General features: G+C 35.3%; 16 protein-coding genes. 10 read left to right on the top strand and 6 right to left on the bottom strand.

Annotation, left to right across the window (positions count from 1 at the left end; all coding sequences use genetic code 11):
* Entirely contained in the window at positions 1 to 1539 is a 1539-nt protein-coding gene (locus A8B35_RS20065; protein WP_068475422.1) for a carboxypeptidase-like regulatory domain-containing protein, read from the top strand.
* Between the two features lie 27 nt (positions 1540 to 1566).
* Here A8B35_RS20065 and A8B35_RS20060 read toward each other — a convergent pair whose 3' ends face one another.
* The gene (locus tag A8B35_RS20060; protein ID WP_068475420.1) at positions 1567 to 1806 is read right to left on the bottom strand and encodes an acyl carrier protein; all 240 of its coding nucleotides are present in this window, start codon (positions 1804 to 1806) and stop codon (positions 1567 to 1569) included.
* A 304-nt stretch (positions 1807 to 2110) separates the two neighbouring features.
* Between A8B35_RS20060 and A8B35_RS20055 the strand changes: the two genes are divergently transcribed.
* The 5 genes from A8B35_RS20055 to A8B35_RS20035 all read left to right on the top strand — a co-directional run bounded on the left by A8B35_RS20055 (position 2111) and on the right by A8B35_RS20035 (position 10817).
* Entirely contained in the window at positions 2111 to 2629 is a 519-nt protein-coding gene (locus A8B35_RS20055) for a DUF4494 domain-containing protein (RefSeq protein ID WP_068475417.1), read from the top strand.
* A gap of 436 nt (positions 2630 to 3065) precedes the next feature.
* The gene (locus A8B35_RS20050; protein ID WP_068475415.1) at positions 3066 to 6521 is read left to right on the top strand and encodes a hypothetical protein; all 3456 of its coding nucleotides are present in this window, start codon (positions 3066 to 3068) and stop codon (positions 6519 to 6521) included.
* 411 nt (positions 6522 to 6932) lie between these two features.
* The gene (locus A8B35_RS20045) at positions 6933 to 7487 is read left to right on the top strand and encodes a helix-turn-helix domain-containing protein (protein WP_068475413.1); all 555 of its coding nucleotides are present in this window, start codon (positions 6933 to 6935) and stop codon (positions 7485 to 7487) included.
* 59 nt (positions 7488 to 7546) lie between these two features.
* Positions 7547 to 9478 (top strand): DUF4914 family protein, encoded by a 1932-nt coding sequence (locus A8B35_RS20040; RefSeq protein ID WP_068475411.1) that lies wholly within the window; start codon positions 7547 to 7549, stop codon positions 9476 to 9478.
* Between the two features lie 379 nt (positions 9479 to 9857).
* Positions 9858 to 10817: an L-threonylcarbamoyladenylate synthase gene (locus A8B35_RS20035; RefSeq protein WP_068475409.1), complete on the top strand. Its 960-nt coding sequence runs from the start codon at positions 9858 to 9860 to the stop codon at positions 10815 to 10817.
* Positions 10818 to 11341: 524 nt separating this feature from the next.
* Here the strand turns inward: A8B35_RS20035 and A8B35_RS20030 are convergent.
* Positions 11342 to 15265: an ATP-binding protein gene (locus A8B35_RS20030; RefSeq protein WP_068475407.1), complete on the bottom strand. Its 3924-nt coding sequence runs from the start codon at positions 15263 to 15265 to the stop codon at positions 11342 to 11344.
* Between the two features lie 140 nt (positions 15266 to 15405).
* Between A8B35_RS20030 and A8B35_RS20025 the strand changes: the two genes are divergently transcribed.
* From A8B35_RS20025 to A8B35_RS20015, 3 genes are read left to right on the top strand one after another with little or no spacing between them, the layout of a single operon-like run.
* Positions 15406 to 16770, top strand: coding sequence for a family 43 glycosylhydrolase (locus tag A8B35_RS20025; RefSeq protein ID WP_068475405.1), 1365 nt, complete (start codon positions 15406 to 15408; stop codon positions 16768 to 16770).
* Positions 16771 to 16802: 32 nt separating this feature from the next.
* A complete protein-coding gene (locus A8B35_RS20020) occupies positions 16803 to 19061 on the top strand; it encodes a family 43 glycosylhydrolase (protein ID WP_068475403.1) in 2259 nt (752 codons plus the stop codon).
* A 57-nt stretch (positions 19062 to 19118) separates the two neighbouring features.
* Positions 19119 to 21722: a beta-glucosidase gene (locus tag A8B35_RS20015; RefSeq protein ID WP_075603797.1), complete on the top strand. Its 2604-nt coding sequence runs from the start codon at positions 19119 to 19121 to the stop codon at positions 21720 to 21722.
* Between the two features lie 451 nt (positions 21723 to 22173).
* Here the strand turns inward: A8B35_RS20015 and A8B35_RS20010 are convergent, their stop codons facing one another.
* The 3 genes from A8B35_RS20010 to A8B35_RS20000 form a co-directional block, all read right to left on the bottom strand.
* Positions 22174 to 23568: a DUF3078 domain-containing protein gene (locus tag A8B35_RS20010; protein WP_068475399.1), complete on the bottom strand. Its 1395-nt coding sequence runs from the start codon at positions 23566 to 23568 to the stop codon at positions 22174 to 22176.
* Positions 23569 to 23657: 89 nt separating this feature from the next.
* The gene (locus tag A8B35_RS20005) at positions 23658 to 24095 is read right to left on the bottom strand and encodes a methionine-R-sulfoxide reductase (protein ID WP_083634583.1); all 438 of its coding nucleotides are present in this window, start codon (positions 24093 to 24095) and stop codon (positions 23658 to 23660) included.
* Positions 24096 to 24145: 50 nt separating this feature from the next.
* Complete coding sequence (locus A8B35_RS20000) at positions 24146 to 24655, bottom strand: SixA phosphatase family protein (protein WP_068475397.1); 510 nt, start codon at positions 24653 to 24655, stop codon at positions 24146 to 24148.
* A 77-nt stretch (positions 24656 to 24732) separates the two neighbouring features.
* Between A8B35_RS20000 and A8B35_RS19995 the strand changes: the two genes are divergently transcribed.
* Positions 24733 to 25269, top strand: a complete 537-nt coding sequence (locus tag A8B35_RS19995) for a metallophosphoesterase family protein (protein WP_245820821.1) — start codon at positions 24733 to 24735, stop codon at positions 25267 to 25269.
* 43 nt (positions 25270 to 25312) lie between these two features.
* On the opposite strand, the gene A8B35_RS19990 is transcribed toward A8B35_RS19995, so the two are convergent.
* Complete coding sequence (locus tag A8B35_RS19990) at positions 25313 to 26437, bottom strand: hypothetical protein (RefSeq protein ID WP_068475394.1); 1125 nt, start codon at positions 26435 to 26437, stop codon at positions 25313 to 25315.
* Positions 26438 to 26604 lie beyond the last annotated feature (167 nt).

Here is a 26604-nt window from a genome sequence, read left to right as displayed (position 1 = left end):
GTGCATGAAATCAAAAACATACTTATCATCTTAATATTATGTAGTATTACTACATTACCCCTAATAGCGCAAAGTGAAAAGGAAATTACAAAACCAATTCGTATTAAATACGAAAACATATCTATCTCGAACCTACTCGATTCGCTTAATAAAAAATATCAGGTAGACTTCTCATACGATCCCAACACAATACCTACTGATTCTATCATTAGCATTAATGAGGAAGGTATTTCAATAATCGAACTTCTAGGCAAAACCCTAAGCAATACAAAAATAGATACCTTAGGTAATCAGATTATTATTACTAATAATTTTGCAAAACGGAAATCTGTCCTTAGTAGTAAAAACCTAATCGTAAACGGAACTGTTTTTTCAGCCAATACCAATAAGCCCATTTCGTATGCAAATATTTCCATTCTAGGAAAAGCACTTGGAACCATAAGTAATGCTGAAGGAGAATTCTCTCTGATTATACCCGATTCGCTGGCTCATAGCACAATTGTTGTTTCGTCATTAAGTTATAATCAGAAAAGGTATCTAGTACCAAATTCTGATACAAGTATATTTGTGGCTCTGCGAGAAAAATTTGTGCAGATTAAAGAAATTAAAATCAAAAACATTAAAGCTGATGAGGTAATTGAGAATTGCATTTCTGCCTTCAATGATAATTATATTAACGAACCACAAACGCTTAAAGCATTCTTCAGAGAAACCATTATTCAGGATGGTCAGTATATTGATGTAGCAGAGGCTGTTCTTCAGATTGATAAAAGCGAATACTCTAATAGCATCGATGAAGAAAGAGTTAAATTTATTAAAGGTCGTAAAGTAAAAAGTGAAACAGATGTATCAGTAGCACGACTCAAATTAGCTGGCGGCCCCGCTGTATTTGCCAAACTTGATGTGGTAAAACACCGATCTTTTTTTAATACAAATGATAAGGATACCGAATATGTATATAAGCACAACGGCTACATAATTGAACATGATAGGCTCATGTATAAAATATCGTTTAAACCTATTATAACCGAAGATAACTTGTATTACGAAGGCGAATTTATTATTGATACAGAAAGTTATGCTCTTAGTTCTGTGAAATTTGCAATGACCAAACGCTCTTTAAAGAACAGCGCCGATTACCTAATAAAACAACATGCAAAAAAAATAAAGTCAACCCCCTACTTTACAGAGTATCGAGTTAATTACAGACCCATAAATGACAAATGGATTTTAAATAATGTTAGAGGCGAACTAAAAATTCGGATGTCGGATAAACGAAACAAACAAAGCTCAGAATACCATGCTGTGGCAGAATTGCTTATTTCCGATGCAACCTATAATAATGAACCTTTAAGAAATTCTGAGTCGTTTAAAACCCATTATATTTTAGCAGATGAAATAAAGGAAACGGATATTGCCTTTTGGAAAGATTATAATGTAATCACCCCCGATGAAGATTTAGAGAATGTTTTTAAGAAACCAATTTCAATATACTTAGTCCCTAATGTAAAAAAACCAGACAAGCAGCCTGGTTTTTAATAGTTGTTATTTAATCACCTATTCTAATTATGCGCAATGTTGTTGTAAATATTCGATTGTAGATTCTACCGATCGGATATTATTCAATTCAGAGTTATCAATTTCAACCTGAAATTTAGTTTCCAATAAAAATAAGAAACAAGTTAAATCAACCTCATCTTTTAATATTCCTTCTTGCAAATTTGCATCCTCTGAAATGCTTTCGCGTGGAATACCTGTTTTTCTTAAAACCTTATATAAATTTCTTCTTATTGCTGTTTGTTCCATAGTGGTAAATGTTAGTCCAATATACTAATGCTTATAGCTTACAATATTGGTAATTCATAATAAAGACAATCAAGTATTACTTTACACGTACTCTAATGTGATTTATTTTAAACATTTATTACAAATCGCTCAATAATTGAAGTTTACGAGTGAATATTTTTTCACCTTATCTTAAAAATCAGCTATTAAATACCAAAATTACTATTACTATCCGCACAGAAAGTTGCGCAAAAACATCAATTAAAAAGTCATGAATTATTCTATCTTTGCGATACTTTAAAAAATAACAGAAAATTGATAAACAATGAATACTTGGTTTGAGTGTAAAGTAAAATACGAAGCAATAGACGAACAAACAGGCAAACAAAAAAAGGTTAACCTACCCTATTTAATTGATGCCGTTTCATATACCGAAGCTGAAAGCAGAATTCATGCTGAAATGGAACAATACGTAAGTGGAGAATTTTCAGTTCCCTCGATAAAAAAAGCAAATTATACCGACCTATTCTTTTACGATGATGGAGACAAGTGGTATAAATGTAAAGTTGTTTTTGTAAGTATTGATGAAGAAGCTGGTAAAGAAAAGAAAGTTTCAAATATGATGTTAGTACTTGCTTCTGACCTTAAAGAAGCATACGAGCGCATTAATGAGTCAATGAGTGGAATGACTGTTGATTTTGATATCACACAAATAATGGAAAGTCCCATAGCGGATGTATTCCCTTATTTTAAAGATGATGTGAATGAAGAGATTCCTGAAAACTTAAAACCTATTTCAGAAGTAGAAGAAGTTTCTGAGACTGGGGAATCGGAATTTTTATAGATCATAAAAACCAAAAAAAACATGAATAACGTCAGTATTTCATACATACTGGCGTTTTTTTATGCAAAAAATGAAAGTTTATTCAGTAATTTTAAGCCTCTACCCTCAAAATAACACTTTCTGAGATGTTAATCATTGTTAATAATTCACGCGCTCAAAATTTAGAAATTAATAACTTTCGCTCACTAATATTTAACAATTATCTCTACCGTTTAAAGAAATCCTTTTGTAAATTTGGTTGATTTTAAGAATGATAGAATAAGGATTATAAAAACTCTATTCAAAAAATATTCTGTAACTAAATCATAAGAAAAAAAATAAATCAATCATCTAAGAAACCCTATCTACTATTTATTTAAAAGTAAATGAAGAAAAATATCTTTAATTTTTTATTTTTGTCATCGCTAAATTAGAAATTCCATTAAATCAATAGATAATGAAAGAGGAAGTATTAAATTTAAAGCCTACTAAGAAGGATCGTAAGGATATGATCCAGTACATAAATCTTCAGCTGGCTGCACTTGGACAACCTTTGTTTCATGATGAAAATGATTCAAACAAAAAATTGTCTAATGCAAAATTTTTAGACCTAACAGATGGTTTAATCCAAAGCTTTAGAGAAAAGTCACGTTTATTATCCGATCACCTTTCTCCGGTTGACACTAGAATTCAAAACTTTATTGATGATTATCTTAAAGATGTTAACATCGGAAAATCATTACAAATTCCTAACAATACATTTGTATTAAATCAAAAAGGTTTAGCTCGCGAAATTAGTTTACCACCTAACGGCGATACTTTTAAGAATGATTTAGTAAGCTCTTATAGAGTAAAGCAAGGTATTCTTAACAACCCTAAAGCTGATAAAAGAACTACTAAAGGTACTTTCCACATTGTTGATGGTGGTATGCCAGTGCCTTTGGACAAGAAAGAGGTACCAAGAGTAACTTTTGCACACTTATTACATTCAGCATTAAATCCGGATGTAGAGTCAAAACAATTGCCTTTTACTGCCAATCAAGAGAAAAAAGCCAATGTAATGTTATCATTAATGTTACGTCCGGTTGTTTGTCCTGAGGTTCCAGGTGTAATTGAGCAAAAAAGCATGGAGATTCGTTTCTTCGCTCCTGGTTGTTTAGCTAGTAACCTTGACTTTGTTGAGAATATTTTCGGTAACGCTGGAGATCATAACCTAGCAGAAAACGATGCTGCATTAGATGTAGAGCACTGGACTGGTCATACTGGTTGTGTAGTACTTGCACCTCAGTTAACTAAGTTAAAGAAAAAAGATGTTGGTCTTCCGCATATTAGCGAAGCTACAGAGCGTCAGAAAAAAGACGGTATGTGCTACGAGAGCGAAGATGAATTATACAACGAAGGTGGTGCGTTTAAATTAACTTGTAGAACTGAAAAAGGACAAGTAATAACGCTTATCGCAGATAACTATTATGGTTATTCTAAAAAAGAAGTAAAAACTCAAATCGGTTTCTCTGCTAACCTTTACGGTTTAGTTGAAGAAGAGCATGCTGGTGGTGCCATTGCATTCCCTCGTGGTATTATGAGTGAAAATGTATTTGGGGATGTATTCTCTGATAAATTCGATTACAAATACAGCTTCAAAGAGGCTATGAGCCTTATTAATAGCAAAGCTGAAGTAAAAGCTGAAGGTTATGCTATCGATAAAAAATATCCAAATATCATTTATATTCCTGAGTCGGCTGATATCGATATCCAAAAATCTACAGTTAGCTGGGATGGCGGATCTTTAAAATTATCTCCTGAAAAAACTTACGTACACCCTTCTGGTGACAAGTTTCAGTTGGTAAAACACCCTACTCAAGCATTATGGCGCATTGTACACACAAGTGCAGAAGGTATGTTCTGTCACAAACCATGTACAGTATCTGGTGGTGGTAAATCAGAGATTTCTAAATCACTACAAAACGCTATTAAGTATGGTACTTTTAACATACAAAACTTAGAGGCTGATTTTAAATTAGCTGATGAAGTAATCAATAAAGATTACTCTGATCGTTGGAAAGAGGTAAGAGAAGGTGGTGAGAGCCGTTCTTTCTTAAGCCCAAAACGTACTTTAGGTTCTGCAGTTAAATTATTAACGCCATCAGAACAGTATAGCGATGAGTACAACGAATTCTTAAATAACATTCCAGCACACATCCGTACTTTAGTTCTTTTTGTAAAACGTCTTTACAGAAACGATAAAGAAACAGGTAACTGGAAAGATTATATGACTGTAGAGTATGTAAATGGTCGCGAAGGCACAACATTACTTTACAAAAACAACCCAGTAATGGGTAGCTACGTTCGTATTGGATTTAAAGAAGATGGCAACTGGTTAGTACACAAGTTACGCTCTGACTTTGTTCCTTCTCATAAAATTCAGATGGAAGATGATATCACAGCTTCTATTACATTACCTGCTAGCAGCATTCCTAACTTAAACGGAGAGTACGCTAACAAGAGTGTGAAAATTACTAAGAACTGTGAGGCTCACTTATTCCAACGTCCGGATGAGGCTGTAATTAGAGGTTACGATATAGGTGCTGAGCTTGATATTGTTACTCCAGGAACATTCCTAACTAACTATGAGCCTATGCGTAAAGCAGATGCTATTGAGTTAGTTGAAGATGCAATCAACTTTGATAAGTATACACAACCTGTTAAAGATCTTATTACTAAGGTAGCTAACAGCGATAAAGACGGTTATTTTGTAACTCCATCTCATACACGTGTTGTGGCTGATGGTCCTACCAAAAACCCACGTTACTTAGAGAAAAACGTTTACGCTACAGAAACTGAAGATAGTTATTTAGCTGAAATAGGTATCCGTTTACGCAGAAGAATTGCTGCTACTGATGCAGTTGTTCACCCAGTAAATGCTGTATTACCAGGACGTAGAAACAACCCAGTTGATAAAGAAAACGGTATTAGACCATTAAGTGTTTATAACCCGATTCATTACCAAGAGTTACCAGAGTTATTTATGGATTTCATCTGTAGTTTAACTGGTAAATCTCCATCAACAACAGGTGCAGGTTCAGAGGGTGCCTTAACAAAAGGTCCTTTTAACATGTTAGCACCAACTGCTGACCTTAACAATGCTTTATTATCGTACATCTTAACAGAGTACCAAGGCTTTAGTTCTGCTGCAGGTTATGTGGGTAAAAACCGTTTCGATCACGATATCAGTCTTCTTATTCCTGAAATTTGGGCACGTTTAGTACCTGAAGATAGAGATCCTGAGTTATTAATTAAAACAGGTTGTTTAGAGAAAATTGAAGACTTCGAGTTTGAAGGTAAAAAAATATTAGGTAGCCGTTTAGGATACAGAATTACTGAAAACTTCGCATTCCGTTGTATGAACCGTTTATTCGATGAGCCTAAAGCTGTATTTAGCGAGGAAATGTTGAAGCCTGAGGTACAAAGCATGGAAGATTTTGTGGATGGTATTAACAACATCTGCGAAGCACAAGAGAAAGTAGCAAAAGCTTATTTTGCTGATGGTTCTATTGATGCAGCTATTCCTCCATTGAAGATTCTATTAAACATTATGGCTTACGGCGAGTACGAAGGAAAAGAAATTTCTGATCCTGAATTACGTAAATATTTCGATCGTGAGTACGTTGTAAATAGCGATTGGTACAAAGAGCGTTTGGCTTTACGTCAGTCTCAATCTGCTGCATTTATCACTTCTCAGTTAGCAAATCTTGAAGATTTTGCTGCTCAGCCAGAAAATGCAGAGTTAGTTGTTGATATGAATGTGGCTTCAAGAATTGAAATTGCTAAAACTAAATTAGCTTACATCACTTCTGATGCTTACATGGCTGATCTTGTTGGTACAATTGGTGCTGACCCTCTTTACAAAGCATAATCAATAATTGATTATATATACAAAGGCTATCTGGAAACAGGTAGCCTTTTTTTTGCTCCATACAATAACCTTTGATATCACGTTTAATGATCTCCTGATATCATTATCTTTATAGTAAAGTATATGCGCTGATAGAGATTGATTTCAAGGCATAAGATTTACATAATCGCATTCCCATTTAAGTAAACTAATAACTAGTATCTACTATCCAAAAATCCTTGGATACTTAATGAAGTTCATTTACACTTCTTAACAAAACAACTACACAAACAACTAGATTGTAAGCATATTACATCTGATATTAACAAATTATGCTCAATAACATAGAAATTAAGTATTGCTTAATTCCATTTAACTTTGCTTAATTACCTTCGATTATTACCTTTGCAACGATTACAAAATCATACATTAATGAAGAGATTGGGCATTAGAATAAAGAGAAAAAGAGAGGCATTACATATGCAACTTAATGATTTGGCAAAAAGAGTTGGTATTAGCTCAAGTGCCTTATCTCAGATTGAAAATGCTAAAGCATCGCCTTCAATTGTTACTCTAAAATCTATTGCAGATAACCTACACTCATCCGTTGGAGAACTAATTGGAGAGAATGAAGTTGTAACGAACAATCCCCTAGTTAAATTTGATGAAAAGCATTTTGTTGAGCAGAATCAATCAGGTGCATCTTTGTATTTGTTATCGAATCATGGCAATGGTAAACAAATGGAAGCTTTTTTAATTGAGTTTAAACCGGGTTCAAACTCTAAAAACATTATGAGAACGCATCCTGGACAAGAATTTTGCTTTGTTTTAAAGGGAGAAATAGTACTTCAATTCAAAGAAAAGAAATATACACTTCAGGAAAAAGACAGCTTCTATTTTAATTCAAATAGATCGCACGAAGCCTACAATGAATCTGATGAAACCACTGAAGTGATATGGGTAATAACCCCTCCTGACATGCATTAATCAAATGCATAAGTGAAATATAGAAAATTATAACATTAATCATAAAATAAACAAGAAAGATGACAGACTTACAACAACATCTTGAGAAACTAAAGATTGCATTACCAGATAATGTTGCTACGCTTTTAAATGAAGCAAAAAGTGTTACTTTTTTTAATAGTACTGAGGAGCTTGCAAATGCTGCAACCAATGGTAAAGAAAATTTAGAATTCGAAGTTAAATATGATGTACCTGGAAAAGGTGAATACACAGAAGCTGTTGTTCATCGTGTAAAGAATGGTATTTCAGCAAACTACACAGAGTCATACATGCGTCGTAGAGACCCTGGAACTATGGCCATTGCTGATGATAAACCAACAGACAAAACTAAATTTAAAGATAAGTTTGGGTATGAGTTCTCAAAAATTCAAGGCGAAACATTTGAATGGATGAAAGCACAAGACCTAGCTGTATTCTTCTATTTTGCAGGTCGTGCCGGAATTGGTTCTTTAGGTATTGCTATTGCTCCTGCTAATGCTGGATTCTTCGCTTTAGGTTTGGCTATGCTTCAGGAAATGAAATCGCTTGAGGATTTGAAAGAAGGAATGGAAATTAAGTCTTCTATTTTTGTAGCTCCTGTATTCCGTCATACACACTTTGAAGGTAAACAAGTTGTAGTTCACAACCGTACTGACGAAGTTCACGAATTATATTCATATAACTTATACCCAGGACCATCTGCTAAAAAAGGTGTTTACGGAGTATTATTAACTCAAGGTGAAAAAGAAGGATGGGTAACAGCTCACTGTTCTGCAGTAGAGGCTATTTCTCCTTACGATAACATTACTACGTTTATGCACGAGGGTGCTTCTGGTGGTGGTAAATCAGAGTTACACCAACACCTTTTACGTGAGCCTGAAGGTGGTATTTTATTAGGTCAGAACATTGTTACTGGCGAAACTAAGCACGTTGAGATTCCTAAGTCTTGTGCTTTCCGTCCGGTTGCTGATGATATGGCTTTCTGTCACCCTTCTGTTCAAGAAGCTGATGGTAAATTACGTATCGTTGATGCTGAGAACTCTTGGTTCGTTCGTGTGGATTCAGTAAACGAATATGGTGATGATCCAACACTAGAGAAAACTTGTATTAATCCTAAAGAGCCATTATTATTCTTAAACATTGATACTAATCCAGATTCTACTGCTCTTATTTGGGATCACATCGAAGATGAGCCAGGTAAAAAGTGTCCGAACCCACGTGTGGTAATCCCTCGTAAGATTATGCCAAACGTAATTGACCGCCCAGTAGCTGTTGATGTTCGCTCATTTGGTTTACGTGCTCCTCAGTGTACTAAAGGAGAGCCTACTTACGGTATTGCAGGTATGTTCCATATTTTACCGCCAGCATTAGCTTGGTTATGGCGTTTGGTTGCTCCTCGTGGACACAAAAACCCATCTATTGTAAGTGATGGTTCTATGCAGAGTGAAGGTGTTGGTTCATACTGGCCATTTGCTACTGGTAAAAAAGTGGATCATGCTAACATGTTATTAAAGCAAATTATTGATACGCCACGTACTACATTTACATTAGTACCTAATCAAAACATTGGTTCTTGGAAAGTAGGTTTCAAACCTCAGTTATTAATGCGTGAGTACATGACGCGTCGTGGTGCTGCTAAGTTACGCGAAGATCAATACCAAGATTCTCGTTGTCCTTTATTAGGATATGAGTTAAACTACTTAACAATTGAAGGTTCTAAAATTCCTAAGCAATTATTAAAAGTTTACAAGCAACCAGAAGTTGGTGTTGAAGGTTATGATGCAGGTGCTGCTGAGTTAACTGAATTCTTTAAAAAAGAATTAAAGCAATACTTACAACCAGGATTAATGGAAACAGGACGTAAGATTATTGAGGCTTGTTTAAATGATGCAACTATTGAAGAGTACAACCAAATTGTACCAATGAGTTTTGAGTACGATTACTCGTTCAAAAAAGTAGAAGATTTTAAATAAGATTACGAAATACTGAGTAATTTATAATTAACTCAGATGACCTAAATTACGGTAATTGCTTTATGCAGTTACCGTATTTCTTTTTTATAAAGTTGTTTAATGTTATCTGGAAATTTCGAGAGTGACCTATTGGTTTTCAGTGGCAAAGCTCAATTTTTCTTGCGTAGCCTTAGCTACGGAATAAAAATTAGCTGAAGTCAATGAAACGAGAGTTCTATGAGACAAAATAAAATACATGTTTCAATCTCATAAAATTAAGATGTTACTCGCAGTTTGTCGGCATGACTTTTAACAACTTCTATAAATATTAAGTGTCAGTATTTTAAGATTATCAAGGAATACTATACATTTGTGCTCTCAAAAATATCAATACCATCAAATGAACAATATAGAACAAGCAGCGGAATTTTTAAAACAAGAAGACGTAGTAGCCATACCCACTGAAACTGTATATGGTTTAGCAGGTAGTGCTTACAGTGAAAAAGCGATTAAGAAAATATTTGAAGTAAAAAATCGTCCTTTCTACAACCCGCTTATTGTTCATATTAAAAGTATTGATGACTTAGCCAAAATAGCTACAAATATTCCTCCTTTAGCTTATAAGTTAGCAGATGCCTTTTGGCCCGGACCACTGACAATGGTGCTTGATAAGCAGGATTGTATTTCGGATTTAGTTACGGGAGGGAAATCAACTGTTGCGGTAAGATTACCAGGACACCCTGTTACATTAGAGTTATTAAACCAATTGGATTTCCCCCTTGTAGCCCCAAGTGCGAACCCTTTTAACTATTTAAGTCCAACCAGTGCACACCATGTTGAAGAGCAATTAGGCGACAAAATACCTTACATTTTAGATGGTGGTAACTGTGAAAAAGGCGTTGAATCTACTATTATTGGTTTTAAGAATAATACCCCTATCCTATTTCGTTTAGGAGCTTTATCAATGGAAGATATTGAAGAAGTTGCAGGTGAATTAACTGTATTAAACACATCAGAAAACACCCCTGATGCTCCGGGAATGTTATTAAAGCACTACTCTCCCACAACTAAATTTTGTTTATCGGATAACATTGAACAGAGCATAGAACAATATAGAAACAAACGCATTGGTTTAATAACATTCAATTCAACAGTAAATAGTAATTCTGTTTTTTACCAAATTGCTTTATCCAATAAAAATGACCTCGAAGAGGCTGCCTCCAATTTATTCAGTACGCTTCATAATTTGGATAAAATGAATTTAGATGTAATTATTGCTGAGCGATTCCCTGACAATGGCTTAGGAAAAACAATAAATGATAGATTACAACGAGCTGCTTCTGATTCAACAATACTTTAGCATTAATACTTCCTGCACTAACGATTTACTGAGTCTGTTTTGGACCAACTTTATAAGTGACACGAAAACTTCGGCACTGTGCATTAAAAGGGCAGAACTACACACATAGTCTGTAATTCAGTTTATTGAATAGACCCATATACTTCATCAATTGTATGTAATATAGGCTTCTTCCTATTCGGTAGATACAATGTCAAGCTCGGTAGACACTACTTCCTGTCTGGTAGAGTCTCCTTCCTATCTGGTAAACATTTTTTCGCCTTCGGTAGACATTTCTTCCTCCTTGGTAGACATTTTTGCAAGCTCGGTAGACATTTTTTCCTACTTAATATACATTTTCTCATAAATTTTGAACCATATAAGCGCGTATTAGTAACTACCAACAACGAAGCATTACCATATTTATACTGAAGAAGACAAGAGCAAGGCGCAATTACGTTCTTATATTAATTATAAGTGTAAGATAATTAGTACTATTCTATTGGACGAAGACTCAGGAGAGTTGATTATCAAGGATTACATCATTAAATCTTCCCCGGTGAAACACCGTACTCTTTCTTAAAACAACTTGAAAAGTAAGCAGGAGAAAAACCCAAGGCATAAGCAGCATCTGAAGGCGAAAAATTCTCTTCAGTAATTAACCTATAACCTTCTTTTAAGCGCATCTTTCTAATATATTCTGCTGTTGAAACATCAAGCATACGCCTTAGCTTATCGTTTAATGTGGTTTTGCCAATTCCAATTTGCTCACATAACAAGGGCACACCAAAATACTCGTGCTTCATTTCGCGCATAATAATTTTATTAAGCTTGTCTAAAAAACGTTGGTCTTGCTGCTCAAAATTAGATAAATCAACATGATCACCCTTTTTAAATGATTCAATTAATTGCTTACGCGATTGAAGAATATTATTGATTTTCTGTAACAAAATATCACTATTAAAGGGCTTTCCTATATAATCATCGGCACCAACCTCTAGGCCTTTAAGTTGTTCTTCCACTTCGTTGTATGCAGAGAGTAATACAACAGGAATATGCGAAGTTATAAACGCGCTCTTTAGCTTTTGGCACATGGTAATTCCATTCATTTCGGGCATCTGATAATCAGAAATAATAATGTCAGGAATGTGATTGGTAGCATATTCAAAACCCTCTTTACCATTAGGCTTTACGGTCACGTTGTAATACTTTTCAAATATGCTTGCAATGTACTTACTGATTTCATCATTATCTTCCACAATTAGTATGCTTCCTTTAAGAGCATTCTTCATCGTCACCTTTTCTGTATTCTGAGTAGATACTTTACCTGAGGTATTCTTATCGTATTTATATTCTCCCGGAACATTAGCTACAAGCTGAGGAATAAAAGCCCTAAAAGTACTACCATTTTCTAGTGAACTTTCTGCATTCAGAGTTCCATTATGTGCCTCAATAATCTTTTTAGCAAGAGCCAATCCTATTCCAAAACCATGCTGATTATTGTTATCTGTTTGGTAAAAACGATTAAAAATAGTATTAATCTCATCGGAAGATATGCCTTTGCCAGTATCTTGTACCGAAAGTTCAATTCCCTTATTTAATTCCTCAACCTTTATATTAATTGTGCCGTCCTTCGGTGTGTGTTTAATGGCATTACTAAGAAGATTAGTGATTACTTTTTCAATTTTATCTGCATCGCATACCATTTTTATATTCTCATCAATAAAATAATGGATCTCGATGTTTTTGCCAGACAACTCATATTGATACAACTCGCAATTATCCTTAATAAGATGGGCAATATTACATTCCTGCAGCTTTAAAGGAAGTGCGCCGTTTTCAGCTTTCCGAAACAAGAGCAATTCATCCATTAAGTTTGTGAGCTTATTGGCACTTTTATGCACCGTGCTTAATGAATGCTGCAATTCATAATCAAGCTTTCTGCTTACAAATATTTCTTTTATCGGACCCAAAATTAGAGTCAGAGGTGTTCGGATTTCATGTGCAATATCAGTAAAGAAACGAAGTTTTGCCTGATTGATTTCTTCTGCTTGCTTCTTCTCTAATTTAGCCAATGCAATGGAACTTTTGTATAAGGCTTGCTTTCGAGTAATGCGATAAGTAATAAAAAATAGTGCAAGTAAAATAACTACATAAAGGATATAAGCCACATTTGATTTATACCACGGAGGATGTATAATAATTTCAGGACTATAAGTAGGCGCTGACCATGCCGAATTAGGAAGTGCAACCCATAACTTTAGCTTATACTTGCCGGGTGGAACATTGGAAAAAAAGACTTTATTGGTTCCTTTAGTACAAAGCCGCTCCTCGCTTGAATAACCCTCTAAAAAATATTTATAGATATAGCTTTCAGAAAAGGTATAATCTGGTGTAAAAAAAGAAATTTCGAAGCTATTTTTATCGTAGCTGGTTGACAACCCAGTGGCGAGTTGACCAACGTTGTAGTGATCGTTTCCAATAGTAATATCTGAAACAACAGGACTAGGAAGCTCTATATTGGCTTTGATGTTTTTAGGATTAAAATAAGTAAACCCATTGATACCACCCATAAATAGAGTTCCGTCACTAGCTTTTGCTGCAGCATTATAGTTAAACTGATTGTCTTGTATGCCATCTACCTTTTTATAATTTAAAAAGCGTTTGGTAGAATAATCAAAAGCTACTAAACCGGAATTTGTGCCCAACCAAATTCTACCCAAATCATCTTCAACAATACTGTATACAACCTTAAAATCGATATGCTCAGCCTGTTGTATTGCTTCAATAAAACCCTTATTTGTTTGGTAATAATAAAGCCCATCGCCATAGGTTCCAATCCAAATATTATTTTTTGAATCGCAGTAAATGGAGGTTATCCCAACGGAAGTTAGCCCCATTTTTTGAGCCTTCTTTTCCAATTCTATATTGTATGAATCTGATTTTAAATCATAGATCTTCAATCCGTTTTTAGAGGCTATCCAAAGGTTATCTTTCTCATCCTTAAAAAGGGAGGAAATATATCCCTCATTACTTTTTATCAAAGTTGATATCTGTAGCGATTCGGTATCGAAGCTTAGCACACCAAAAGTAGTAGCAATGTATATGATCTTGTTCTTATCATCAAAGCAAAAATCATCACAGGTTATGCGAGCATTCCTACTTAAGAAAGCATTAATTACGGTATTGTAAATTTCTTTATTCTTTCCTGAAATAATATTAAAACCATTGTCGTAATATCCGCTCCAAACTCTTCCCTCCCAATCTTTTTTAACGCAGTGCATAATGTTGCTGCTTAATTGGTAGTCATTGCCTTTTGCGCTTTTAAATTGGCCCTTGGCTCTGTCATATATTACTAAACCTGCTGTTTCTGTAGCCAAAGCAATGCTATTGCTGTCTATTTCTAAAATGCTACTGATTAAGCCTGATGGTATCTTACTATCCGTATCCGTCTTTCTGTAAGTATTAAAAAGCGTTTCTCGATTGGCATATTTCACCACGCCCTTTTGCCATGTTCCGCACCATAAATTACCTTTATTATCCGCAAGCAAGGAATTCATCCAATAGTTTGGAGGATTCTTAAACTTAATATTTTGGCTTGCATTATCAACCGAAATCAAACCTTGCTGCGTAGCAAACCAATATTTACCATCCGAAAAAGCAACATCTCCAATTTTATAATCAATACCAGTCTGTTTCCGCAAATAAATATGGTAGTCTTTCATGCCCGAAACATCAAAGTGCCCATTTTCTATTGGGATAATAAAACTGCTACTATTTTGCTTAATCCAAATACTATTAGTTTTAGCTAAGTATTTTAACTGAGTACATTTTTTTATTGCAGGGATGATACTTTCTACTTGCTTTTCATTGGGTTTGTATGCGAATATTCCTCTCGACGAGGCTATAATAAGTTGATCATCTACAACAGTAATATCATTTACCGCTTTGGCGGGGATAGATACTTCATGCATAGAGACATTTTCGCCCTGAATTTTAAGCTCTACCAACTCATGATTTCTTATTCCATATAATAAGCTATCATTAAACATACATATATGCTGGTATTTCTCCTTCTGCAAATAAAGTGGTAATGGCATCCATTCCTTACTCACATAGTTATAACAAGCCAAACCAATATTGGTGGCAAGCCAAAGCTGATTCAAATTATCTTCAGTAATATCATTTATAAAGTTATTCGACTTTAAACTATCACGCTCAAGATATAGTTTCTCAATGCTGTGCCCATTATAGCAATTCAAACCATTTTGGGTATAAATCCAGATGTACTTTAAATATTTATCCTGATAAACTCCCCTAACTTCATTTAAGCTAAGCCCTTCGTTAACCGTAAAAACTTGCGTTGATGATGCTAATGAAACACAAGCACAAACGCACAAAAACATAAAAGTCAACATTACTCTTAGCCTCACTAATTTTTGAGTATATAATAATTTTAAATCAGTCATAATGCACGCTCTCAACAGGGGGTAAATTATTTGTGTGGTCAAAATTAAAAGAATCCGGTCAATAACCATAGCCAAAAACAGAGGCTTTTACATTCATTTGTAAGCGGTAAAATACCGTAAATGCAATAAACATATACACTATGAAATTTCTAAATTTTATTCTAATCGTATCAGCTCTATTAAGCACTTGCTTAATCAGTGCTCAGAAAGATATAAAAATAGATGTTGGGTCAAACAATAACATTGGCCATTTGGGTAAAGGGATCATCCCCGATGCGGGAGTAAACGATCCGCACATTCATATTTTTAATAATAAGGCCTATTTGTTTGCCAGTCACGATACCATTATTGGCGATAAAAACACCACTTACATGATGCCCAATTGGAACATTTACTCTTCGCAGGATTTGGTGCATTGGGAGAAGGAGTTTGTTTTGTATCCTGAAAACACCTACATAGGTAAGAAAATAGATAAATGCTTTGCTACCGATGGAGCAAGCCGAAATGGCAAATACTATTTCTATTTCAGCAATTTCAATATTAGCACTGGTGTTGCTGTTAGTGACCATCCAGGAGGGCCTTATACTGATACCGGAAAACCTGTTTTAACAAAGGATATAAAGCCTTTAAAGAATAAAAAATACGACCCAACCATATTTATAGATGATGATGGTAAACATTATATCATTTGGGGACAAACGGGTTGGAATAACAATTCGTACCAAATAGCCGAACTTAACGAAGATATGCTTAGCATTAAGTCTGAACCTCGTGATTTGGTAATGGCTGACAACACCAAGATAAAACGCGATGCCAGTTACCTGCACAAGCACAACGGAAGATACTATTTAAATGCCCACCATGGCCAATACGCAAGCTCTGATAATCTTTATGGCCCGTATGAATACCGAGGGGAACTTGAAGCTGGCGGCGACCATGGCACTTTTTTTACGTGGCACAACCAAACTTACTACACCGCCGGAGCATGGCAAGCTCCCTATTTCAGATATACCTTTTTATGCTACGCACACTATAAAAACAATGGAGAAATTGTTGTTAAGCGACCACTAAATGGCAAAGTAGATTTAGGTGTTGCACGATATGATGCGAGTTTGGGAAATATTGAGGCCGAGTGCTATTTTGCTGCTTCTGATGAACTTCTGAAAAAGGAAGGCGCAACAGGTTTTGAGGTTCAGAACATCACAAATAAAAGCTATTTATTTTATCCCAAAGTATATAATATTACTGATGACGCTCAGATAGAATTCAGCGTTTCAAGTGCTCACCCCAAAGGAGGAACTATTGAGGTACGTTCAGAAAGTACTGGAGGAAAACTGCTTGCCTCTTGCAAAATTAAACCTACAGGCGCTTGGAACAAATACGTAAATGTGGGCTGTGCATTGCCTAAACTCAAAACACCGCAAAACTTGTACTTAGTTTTTAAAGGTAAAGAGGGTGAATTGATGCGTTTAGACTATTTCGAGATTAAATCAAAGAAGTACTAATTACCAACTATTAAAAAAATAATGACATTACAATGAAAAAGCTACTACTACTTCTACTACTCGCCATTTCATTTAACCTATATGCACAAAAGCCTGCTGTTTGGTTAATTAGCGATGGCGGCAAAAACATTAACGACCCAGATGATATTTCGGCAATAGCCAGCTATATACTCATGTCGAATGAGTTTGATACGCGGGCCATTGTGTTGGGAAGCACAACCCACCCGTGGAACAAAGATACCGAAGATATGAAACTTTGGGCTGAAGAAACCTACGGAAAGGCTTATGCTGCCGACCTTCCGAACTTAAACAAATACATCGGTGGATACCAAAGTAAGTTTCGTTTTATGGAGTCATCCATTAAAGGACAAGGCAAAAATTTCGCATGGAACGAAAACTATAATTTAAGTGATTACCCAAGTATTCAGGCCCTATACAAAGAGCTAGAAAAAACCAAAGGAACACTAAACGTATTATGTTTCGGCCCATTAACCGAACAAGCCATATTGGTAAGTTACTGTATTCAAAAAAAGCGTACCGATTTATTAAATAAACTTCGGTTTATTAGTCACTGGACTTCATCAAACTTTCATGTGGGTAATGAGGCTAACCCTGAGCGCACGCACAATTGCATGGGCGATCCTATTGCTTGCGATTACATAAAAAAAATGGCGCTAAATGGTCGCTTCGAATTTTACGAATGTGGCGGAATTGGCCAATATGGCATCGTTGAAAATGCTCAAAAAGGTGCTCAGTATTACGACCTATTTACAGAAAGTAAATTAGGTAAGATCTTCCGCGAAGGGAAATTCAATAAAAACCGTGTTGATGATTCTGATTGTGCAACCTACTGGACATTGCTAGGTAATTGGGGTGTATCCTTAAATAATATCGCCAGCAATGGATTAAACTTTCCAGATGTTGAAAAACGAAACGAAGAGGCATTTGCTAAAAATGCAAAAGCAATGCGCGATGAACTGTTACGTCGTTCCAATGCTGCTGCAGGTTATAATCCTGATGCCATTAAAGTAGATCTTATTGTTCCGGAACACGGCATGGCTGATCCGCATGCATGGGTTGAAAACGATACGCTTTGGTTTATTTGTGGCCATGATAAGAGCTGGGAACCTTCACACAAATTCCCAATGGACAGATGGGAAATATGGTCAACAACAGACCTGAAGAACTACAAATATCACAATAGCATTTTACCAAAGGATACCTACATTGGCGATCTTCCGCATTGCTGGGCAGGCGATATCACAAAACGCAACGGCAAGTATTACTGGTTCTTCTCCAATCAGCATATCGATACTGGCGTGGCTGTAGCCGATAAAATTGATGGCGATTATAAAGACCTACTAAGCAAACCATTATTGCCTGCAGATATTGTTCCTGTAAACCCATACGATCCTGAAATATATGAGGAGGAGGACGTTTACACAATCTGTTTTGGTGCAGGAACATACTACATGGCAACTTTGGCCGAAGATATGATGTCGCTAACAACAGAACCTAAAGCTGTTGAGATAAAATATAAAGATGGCAAGCCATTCCGATCAGAAGACAAGCCTACCCTATTTAAGCGCAATAATATTTACTATCTGGTTTTTGGCTCTCGCTATGCGATGTCCGATAATTTATATGGCCCCTATACCTTCGAGGGCGCCTTTTTAAGTGGCGGACATACCAGTTTCTTCGATTGGCACGGTCAGAAATATGTGCTGCAAGAAAACCACGATATTAGCGCATTCTATCGCGGAGCTAGCTTAAAACCTGTATTCTTTAATGAGGATGGAACAATACGCATTCCTAAAAGCGATAGATTTTATCCGGGACCGGGAAGAACTTTCCATTTTGAGAACAGTACTATGGGCTGGAAAGCCTTAAATGGAACCAGCATTTACATGAACGATGGTAAATTATCTGGTAAGATTTCAGAGCCGAAAGCTCTACTGACAAGTGCGCCTGTACTTTTCACACCGATGGATGGTTGTACAAAAGTCATTATTAAAATTCGTAACCAAAGTTATGCCGATATACTGAAAATTTCTCTTGCTACTCGTAATAAGGGGCAAGACTTTTGGAACAGTGCAGCAAATCCGGTTAATTGGGATGAGCAAGAATGGATAAACATACCAATCAGTGCTAACGATACTGAGTTTCAGACTTACGAAATAAAACTTTCTCAATTTAAAGATATCAAAGACAGACTGCTTCAAGTGGCTGTTCAACCTGCTGTGAATACCTACAACGGAACATGGGAGATTGAAGAGATTATTATTGAATAACAACAGACATAGCAATTGGGCAGCAACAAGCTGCCCAATGCTTCAAACTTCTATGAAATGAGAAAAAAATTACAAAAATTGATCTTCGCATCTTTTGCATTTGCCATTTGCTTTGGAGTTTCTGCACAGCAAACAGCAAGTGAAATTGATGCAAAAGTGGATCATATGCTTAAGCGAATGACCTTGGAAGAAAAGGTTGATTACATTAGCGGAATGCGCATTGGCGGACACGGCCCTAACAAATGGGATGGCACCAAAGAAAACAAACGCTTGGGTATTGAGCCAATAAAAATTTATCACGGCCCTTATGGCATTGGTGCACTCAGATATGTTAAGAAGAATGGTACTTATTATCCATCATCCATTAATATGGCATGCACATGGAATCCTGAATTGGTGCAAGAAGTTGCAACATCAATGGGAAAAGAATTGAAGGCAGCAGGCGGACAATCGAACGCAGGACCTGCAATGAACATCATTCGTGATTTGCGAGGAGGACGAAGCATGGAATACTTTACCGAAGACCCTTATTTGAACGGACAAATTGCTGCTGCTTATGTAAAAGGGATTCAGTCGCCAGGGAATTTTGCCATAATGAAGCACTTTATCTGTAACAATCAGGAACGCGAAAGAAATTACATGGATGTTAATGTTGGCGAAAGAGCTTTGAGAGAAATTTATCTCCCGGGATATAAGCAGGCTGTTATTGATGGTGGAGTACTTGGTGTAATGACGGGTTATAATACAGTAAACAGCTCCCATAGTTCGGCCAACAAGCACCTAATTCAAGATATTTTGAAAGATGAATGGGGCTTTAAAGGTATTGTAATGACAGACTGGTCTGGCTCTGATGATGACGCAGCACAAATGCTGAATGCTGGCCTTGATTTAGAGATGCCAAGACCAAAAACATTGACTTCAGCCAATGTTCTAAAGGCACTAAAACAAGGGGAAATAAGCGAAGCAGAAATCGACGAGAAAGTCAGACGTATTCTTTATGTAAGCTATTTTACTGGAGTTATGGATGCTAAACCAGAAATTCGTCCTGAAGAAATGGCAACACCAGAAACAATTGAACTAGCACGAAAAATGGCGGAAGAAGCGATTGTTCTTCTTAAGAATGACGATGATATTCTTCCACTTGACAGAGGTAAGGTGAAAAGCATTGCCGTAATTGGTCCTAATGGTGAATTTGGAGCTCATTTCCGTAACGGACAAAAAAGCTATCAGCTATTACAAGGAGGAGGTAGTGCCTCTATTTCTCCACAACAAGGACGAATGATAACGCCGTTTGCCGGAATTAAAAATGCATCCAGAGGAATTGAGGTTACTTTTGAACCAGGCTGTTATGGCGACCACGGATGTACAACTATTCAACCTGAATTTTTCACAACTACAGATAATAAACCAGGACTAGAGGCTAAATACTATGCCAACAGTAATCTAAAAGGTAAACCCAATGTAAAGGTCGATAAGAACATTCGTTTTTTCTGGCAAAAGACACCTGAAATTATAGAACAAGGTAACGATAAACAAAATGGTTCTGAAGACGGATTCTCGGTAGAGTGGACAGGCAAATTAAAAGCTCCAATAAGCAGAAAATATACTTTTGAAGTGGAAGCACAGGGACTTACCAAAGTATTTATTGATGGAAAATTAGTGCTTGACAAAACCAAGCCTGATGTTGGATGGGATAGATATGCTATGGGCTCTGCTTATTTAGAACAGGGAAATCACGATATCAAAGTAGAGTTCCGTAAATCAGCATCTCGCAACCAACTGCACTTAATGTGGGATTATGGTAACGATGTCTATTTAGATAAAGCAATTGAGTTGGCTAAAAAATCAGATGTAGTAATTATGCCTATTGGAACATCTGGCAGTCTGGAGCGCGAGGCAGTAGACCGCGATGAAAAACTAAACAGATCAGAGAGCTTAGCCTTATCAGCTGCACAAGAAAGGTTAATAAAAGAAGTCTCCAGAGTGAATAAGAATGTGGTTGTGGTTACTTTTACCGCCGGTGTAGTTTGCGAGCAATGGAAAAACAATGTATCAGCAATCTTATACGCAGGATTCCCAGGACAAGAAGGTGGAAACGCATTGGCAAGCATACTCTTTGGAGACGTTAATCCTTCGGCTAAACTTACAGTTTCTATACCTAAATCAGTTTCGCAATTCCCTGATAAGTGGTATTCTAACAAGGAAACTATTTCTTACGATGAAGGCATTTATGTGGGCTACAGATTTTTTGATAAGTATAAAAAAGAACCCGCATTTCCTTTTGGTCATGGCTTAAGCTATTCACAATTCAATTATGGTAAACCTAATTTATCAGCAAAAGCTAAAATAGGCGAAGTTGTTAAGCTAAAAGTACCCTTGAGTAATATGGGAACTATAGCTGGTAAAGAAGTAGTTCAAGTTTATGTACGAGATAAAAAATCGAGCGAACCTCGTCCACTAAAGGAATTAAAAGCATTTAAAAAAGTACAATTAGCACCCAATGAAACAAAAGTGATTGACATAGAATTAGCTCCTGAGTCTTTCTCTTTCTTCAGCGAAAACGAAAACAAATGGATTACCGAAGCAGGAGGATTTGAAATTTGGATAGGTAGTTCTTCTGCCGATATCCGACAAAAAGTAAAGTTGGAATTAGTGAAGTAAAGTATCCGTGATCCGGAACTTTTGCCGGTGATCCCATAATATTTTAGGCTGTGTTTATAAAAAAGAAAACCGCGATTAGATTAATCTAATCACGGCTTTCAATCTTTAACCAAACCTAACCCTATCTTTAAGAGATTGCTCTCTAATATTTTGAAGTTGATTAAAAGAAATCGCCTCCAGCAGGAGCCTTTGGCGATTTCCAATCTTTAACCAAACCTAACCCTCTTTTTAAGTCTTATATAAAGAAATCGTCTCAGGCAGAACCCTCGACGATTTCCAATCTTTAACCAAACCTAACCCTAAACTATGAGAAAATTTAAGACCTTTAATATTTTGTTTAGCAAATCATTACTTGCTATTGTTTGTTCTGATTGTGTGATACAAATATATGGTCTGTTTTTTAATCCACCAAATATTTAAGCAAATAAATGTCAAAAAAATCACATTTTTCTTAAAATTCATAATTGAAACTTACCGAAAAATACTCTCTAAACTGCAGTTTATCAGACTCATTAGTAAAATATCGCAACTGGGTGTTTATTCGAGTAGACAAATACCTATTTATGCGCATGTCAAAAATTAATTCCCAATCTACTTGGTAAAAGTTTTGTGCTATTCGATAATCAACAAAAGCATCTAAATTAGATACTAATTTAAACTCTGTTGATATATCCCATACAAATGTATTCAGCATCGAAAAACCTGTATTATTTGCAGATTTCTTATCTTCAGATATGGAATATCGAGTTTGATCTACTTTGACCGTGTCCATCACATAGGTAAATTTAGTAGACAAAGGAGAAAATAACAATGTAAAATTCTCATTTGGTTTATAATCCATACCCAGCGAGAATGTAATATATGCAGGAGCCAATAATGAAGATACGGCCTTTTCTCCCTCATCACCATCTACAGTAAACAATTGCGACTTAAAATTAGATACCAAACTATAGTACCATTTTTCAGATGCCTTTAAGCCATATTTATTGAAAAGCTCAATTTGATCCGTATTAATCCTTGCAGGATCTGATTCAGAGCTAATAATACCTAGTTTCTGCCTTATATAATTTTCCCATTCAACATTTCCCTGTTTATAATCTGCCTTTAATATTAAATCACTCTGTAATGAAATGGTACTCTCTCCACCTTTGGTCCAATTACTTAAGTGAGTTTGTGCGAACTGCAGACTTTCTGTGCCTCCGGTGTACCACGGACCTTCTTTTCTAACGCGCTTTTCTAATTGCTTTTTTGTTTCATAGTTATCATAATCTAACAATAGTGCAATACCCTCTTCAGCAGAGCGTTTACTCAAATACTTCCTATCTGTTATTGTACGATGTGGTTCTGGTATTTCACTCCAAACAAATTCAACTAGCTCGGGATTGGTTGCAAATAGCTTTTCACTACTTTTTACAAGGTTAAGTGGTTCTCCAATTAAACTACTTGTTTTATTAAAGTAGGCTAGACTATCTAAAAAACCCTGCTTAGAACTTAAAAGATAAGTTTTTTCAAGAGTAGGTTGGTAAGCAATTTTTAAATTATCATCGGAATAATACTTAAGCGATAAAGAATAGCCCCTGTAATCAGAATCATCCAAATTTTTAAATAATATTTGATTTCTAATTATACTATTTGAATCAGAAAGGTATACGTGTGGATCTTCAAAATCCTGTAAATTTAAATTCTTAAATAGCAATAAAGTTTCATCATAATCAAAACTATCATTTAAAATGATAGTTTGAGTGGAATTACGAAGGCTATCTTGTGAATAGATAGAACTATTTAACAAAAATACATAAACAAAAATACAAGATACTTGAAGTAGATAACGCAAGGGAATACACATCTTTATTACAAATCAAAATTTGAGCAAAAATAGTTTTTTTTTGATAAATTAAGTTAATAACAAGAATAATGAAGTTTAAATAAAGCTTTTTATTTGTCTTCAATTTTTAAAGGCTTAAAAATTAATGAAATTGAATTTACACAATGACGTGTGTTTTTATCGGTAAATCCTTCTCCATAGAAAACATGCCCTAAATGCCCATCACAGTTACTGCAAATAATTTCAACTCTATACCCATCGGCATCTCTAACCTTTTTAACAGCACCTTCTATTTCATCATCGAAACTAGGCCAACCACAATTAGATTCAAATTTATCTTGCGATAAATATAATGGTGCATTACAACGCTTGCATTGATAAACTCCTTTTGCCTTGTGTTTATTATATTTGCCTGTATTAGGCATTTCTGTTCCTTTGTTTATTATAACACGCTGTTCTTCTTCAGTAAGCTTATTATAATTCTTATTTTGCGATACCATACTTACAGAGATTAACAATAGTAAAATAATAAAATTGATTGCTTTCATAATTACTTGCATTTAATATGAAACAAGCATCTGCAATTTTAGTTTTCCAATTAATTTGAACCCTTAAACATACTAGGATATAAATAAGTTTCAACACGTCCTTGCCTGGCCTCTATTTGATCCCAAAAATCTACATCAAATTTTAATACTACAGCCACACCTGTTGGAAAGTGAATTAAATCTTCGGAGGTTAAATTTACGGTAAACCCAGCAATATCAGGATTATGGCCAAAGAGAATTGCAGACTCTTTCTTATTATCTATACCAGATAAGTATTTTAACATCGTTTCGGTTGTGTACCCTTCATATATAAAGCGCTCATAAAAAACTTCTGTTCCCATAGGACCAAGGTATTCTAAAAACAATTCACAAGTTTGTTTAGCTCTATTAGCGCTGCTGCTTATATATATATCTGGCTTGCAACCAATTTCCTTAAGTTGTGTTGCAATAAGTTTACTATCCTCAATGCCCCTTGGGAGGAGATTGCGATCATAATCTGATCTGGAATAATCAAACAACTGTTCTGTTTTAGCATGCCTAACTAGTATGAGCTTTTTCATTTGTCTTTTTATTATTTACTATTAACATGGCTAAGTTAAAAAAGTACTTTGTGAGTTAAACAAATTTCTACCTATTTTTGAAGCGACTTACTAATATATTTTTAATGATAAAAATTGGTTTACTTTCGGATACCCACTCTCATTTCGACCCTCGATTCATCGATCTCTTTGCAGACTGCGATGAAATATGGCATGCTGGTGATATTGGCGACATTAAAGTTTTAGATAAATTACAACAGCTAAAGGAAACAAGAGCAGTTTATGGTAATATTGATGATGCAATTATAAGGCGTTCTATTAAAGAAAATGAGCGTTTTATGATTGAAGGAGTTGATGTTTGGATTACTCACATTGGTGGATATCCTGGAAAGTATGACCGAAGAGTTAAAGCTGAATTATTTAATAATCCACCAGATTTATTTATTGCAGGACATTCTCATATATTGAAAGTTATATATGATGAGAAATTGCAATGCTTACATATCAATCCTGGTGCAGCAGGCATTAGCGGGTTTCATGCTGTAAGAACAGCTGTTCGGTTTAATTTAGACAATGGAAAAGTTAAAGATCTTGAAATCATAGAATTAGAGAACAAAAGATTTGGTGGCAAATAACTTTATTAATTGATGTTATTAAAAGTTATATTAAAAACTTCAATTAAAATCGGTACACAAACATTAATTGAATACCAGGCCCTTGATACATGTTTTTCAAATTTCGCAGATTAGGTAATCGAGTATCATCAGCATTTACATAGGCCATTAAATGTGCCGATAATCTTTTGAAGGTACGCTCCCACTCAACAAAAGTATACCCTTGCTTATTATCCCAATCGTAAAATATTATGGATTTAAACTTATCTCTATTTGAAATAGGATAAGAAACTTCTAAAGCAGAAATATTACTGCTGTTATCAAAAGAAAAAGCAGATTGATGATAGGATACCAACATATGCTCAAAAGCAAAGTAAAGACCATTTCCTAATTCAATCTCTCTATCAATACCAATAGTAAGCAGTGATTGATTAGAAAATAAGTATAAGCCTTTATTGTTTATATTATTCCATGATGCTTCAACCCAAGCGCCAAAAGTATAGTTTAGTCTCATATCAAATCCGTATTTTCGCTCTCCTAATACGGTTGATTGAGATTCTTGCTCCACATTTATCATTCTATGATGATAACTAAAGGCCATATGTCCCCGCTCGAATGGGTACTTATAACGTCCGCCAAATTCGGGAATAGTGGGTACGCTTGGAGACCAATCCCATCCCCTAAGATTATTATTCCCATAAAGTGACCATAAACTCAACTTGGATGAGTTGGTGAAAGTGTAAGTTCCATAGGCTGAATAAACACCATCTGTAATCTTCATCGGATCTCGAGGATCGAGAAGATCAAACCACATTAATGGCCGTAACATACGCGCCGATCCAAAACTAATATCTTGTAAGCCTAATGAAAATGAGAAGTTATCATACGAGTAACTTCCGGCTAAGCGATACAAACTAATTTCTCCATCAGAAGTATAATCATCAAAATTAGTATTTATAACTCCCCAGGCATATGCAGCTGCATTAACACTAAACTTATGCTTATTTTCACTTGAATAGTCATATGTTAAGCTTGGTACTATACGCGCTCCTAATGATAATGGATAGTTATTATTACTATGAACCCAAGTACCTATATCACCCGTAAAATAAAGCGAATCAGATTTATTTTGACTACTCAAATGAAAAAGACTAAATACAAAGGAAATTAAAAGAAAACTGGCTCTCATTTACAATTTATAAGTAACCATAAAATTACTAGATTTTAAACTAAAAAAAAGGATATCGCAAACTTGTTTTAATAACTCTAGATATTAAACTATTTATTAGTGTATTACTTTATTATTAAAAACAACAAAGCCAACAGTTTAATACTATTGGCTCTGATGCATTTAAA

Origin of the sequence: Saccharicrinis aurantiacus (genome assembly GCF_001660705.2) — a bacterium.
Lineage (GTDB): Bacteria > Bacteroidota > Bacteroidia > Bacteroidales > Marinilabiliaceae > Saccharicrinis > Saccharicrinis aurantiacus.
Note: the sequence above shows the minus strand (reverse complement) of the source record. Positions and strands in the feature narration are given on the sequence as shown.

Excerpts from the sequence above, each read along its gene's own strand:
- A8B35_RS20005 (WP_083634583.1), bottom strand. The coding sequence starts at position 24,095 with ATGAAAGCAATCAATTTTATTATTTTACTATTGTTAATCTCTGTAAGT.
- A8B35_RS20035 (WP_068475409.1), top strand. The coding sequence starts at position 9,858 with ATGAACAATATAGAACAAGCAGCGGAATTTTTAAAACAAGAAGACGTA.
- A8B35_RS20025 (WP_068475405.1), top strand. The coding sequence starts at position 15,406 with ATGAAATTTCTAAATTTTATTCTAATCGTATCAGCTCTATTAAGCACT.
- A8B35_RS20045 (WP_068475413.1), top strand. The coding sequence starts at position 6,933 with ATGAAGAGATTGGGCATTAGAATAAAGAGAAAAAGAGAGGCATTACAT.
- A8B35_RS20020 (WP_068475403.1), top strand. The coding sequence starts at position 16,803 with ATGAAAAAGCTACTACTACTTCTACTACTCGCCATTTCATTTAACCTA.
- A8B35_RS19990 (WP_068475394.1), bottom strand. The coding sequence starts at position 26,437 with ATGAGAGCCAGTTTTCTTTTAATTTCCTTTGTATTTAGTCTTTTTCAT.
- A8B35_RS20030 (WP_068475407.1), bottom strand. The coding sequence starts at position 15,265 with ATGACTGATTTAAAATTATTATATACTCAAAAATTAGTGAGGCTAAGA.
- A8B35_RS20000 (WP_068475397.1), bottom strand. The coding sequence starts at position 24,655 with ATGAAAAAGCTCATACTAGTTAGGCATGCTAAAACAGAACAGTTGTTT.
- A8B35_RS20015 (WP_075603797.1), top strand. The coding sequence starts at position 19,119 with ATGAGAAAAAAATTACAAAAATTGATCTTCGCATCTTTTGCATTTGCC.
- A8B35_RS20050 (WP_068475415.1), top strand. The coding sequence starts at position 3,066 with ATGAAAGAGGAAGTATTAAATTTAAAGCCTACTAAGAAGGATCGTAAG.
- A8B35_RS20010 (WP_068475399.1), bottom strand. The coding sequence starts at position 23,568 with ATGTGTATTCCCTTGCGTTATCTACTTCAAGTATCTTGTATTTTTGTT.
- A8B35_RS20055 (WP_068475417.1), top strand. The coding sequence starts at position 2,111 with ATGAATACTTGGTTTGAGTGTAAAGTAAAATACGAAGCAATAGACGAA.
- A8B35_RS20040 (WP_068475411.1), top strand. The coding sequence starts at position 7,547 with ATGACAGACTTACAACAACATCTTGAGAAACTAAAGATTGCATTACCA.
- A8B35_RS20060 (WP_068475420.1), bottom strand. The coding sequence starts at position 1,806 with ATGGAACAAACAGCAATAAGAAGAAATTTATATAAGGTTTTAAGAAAA.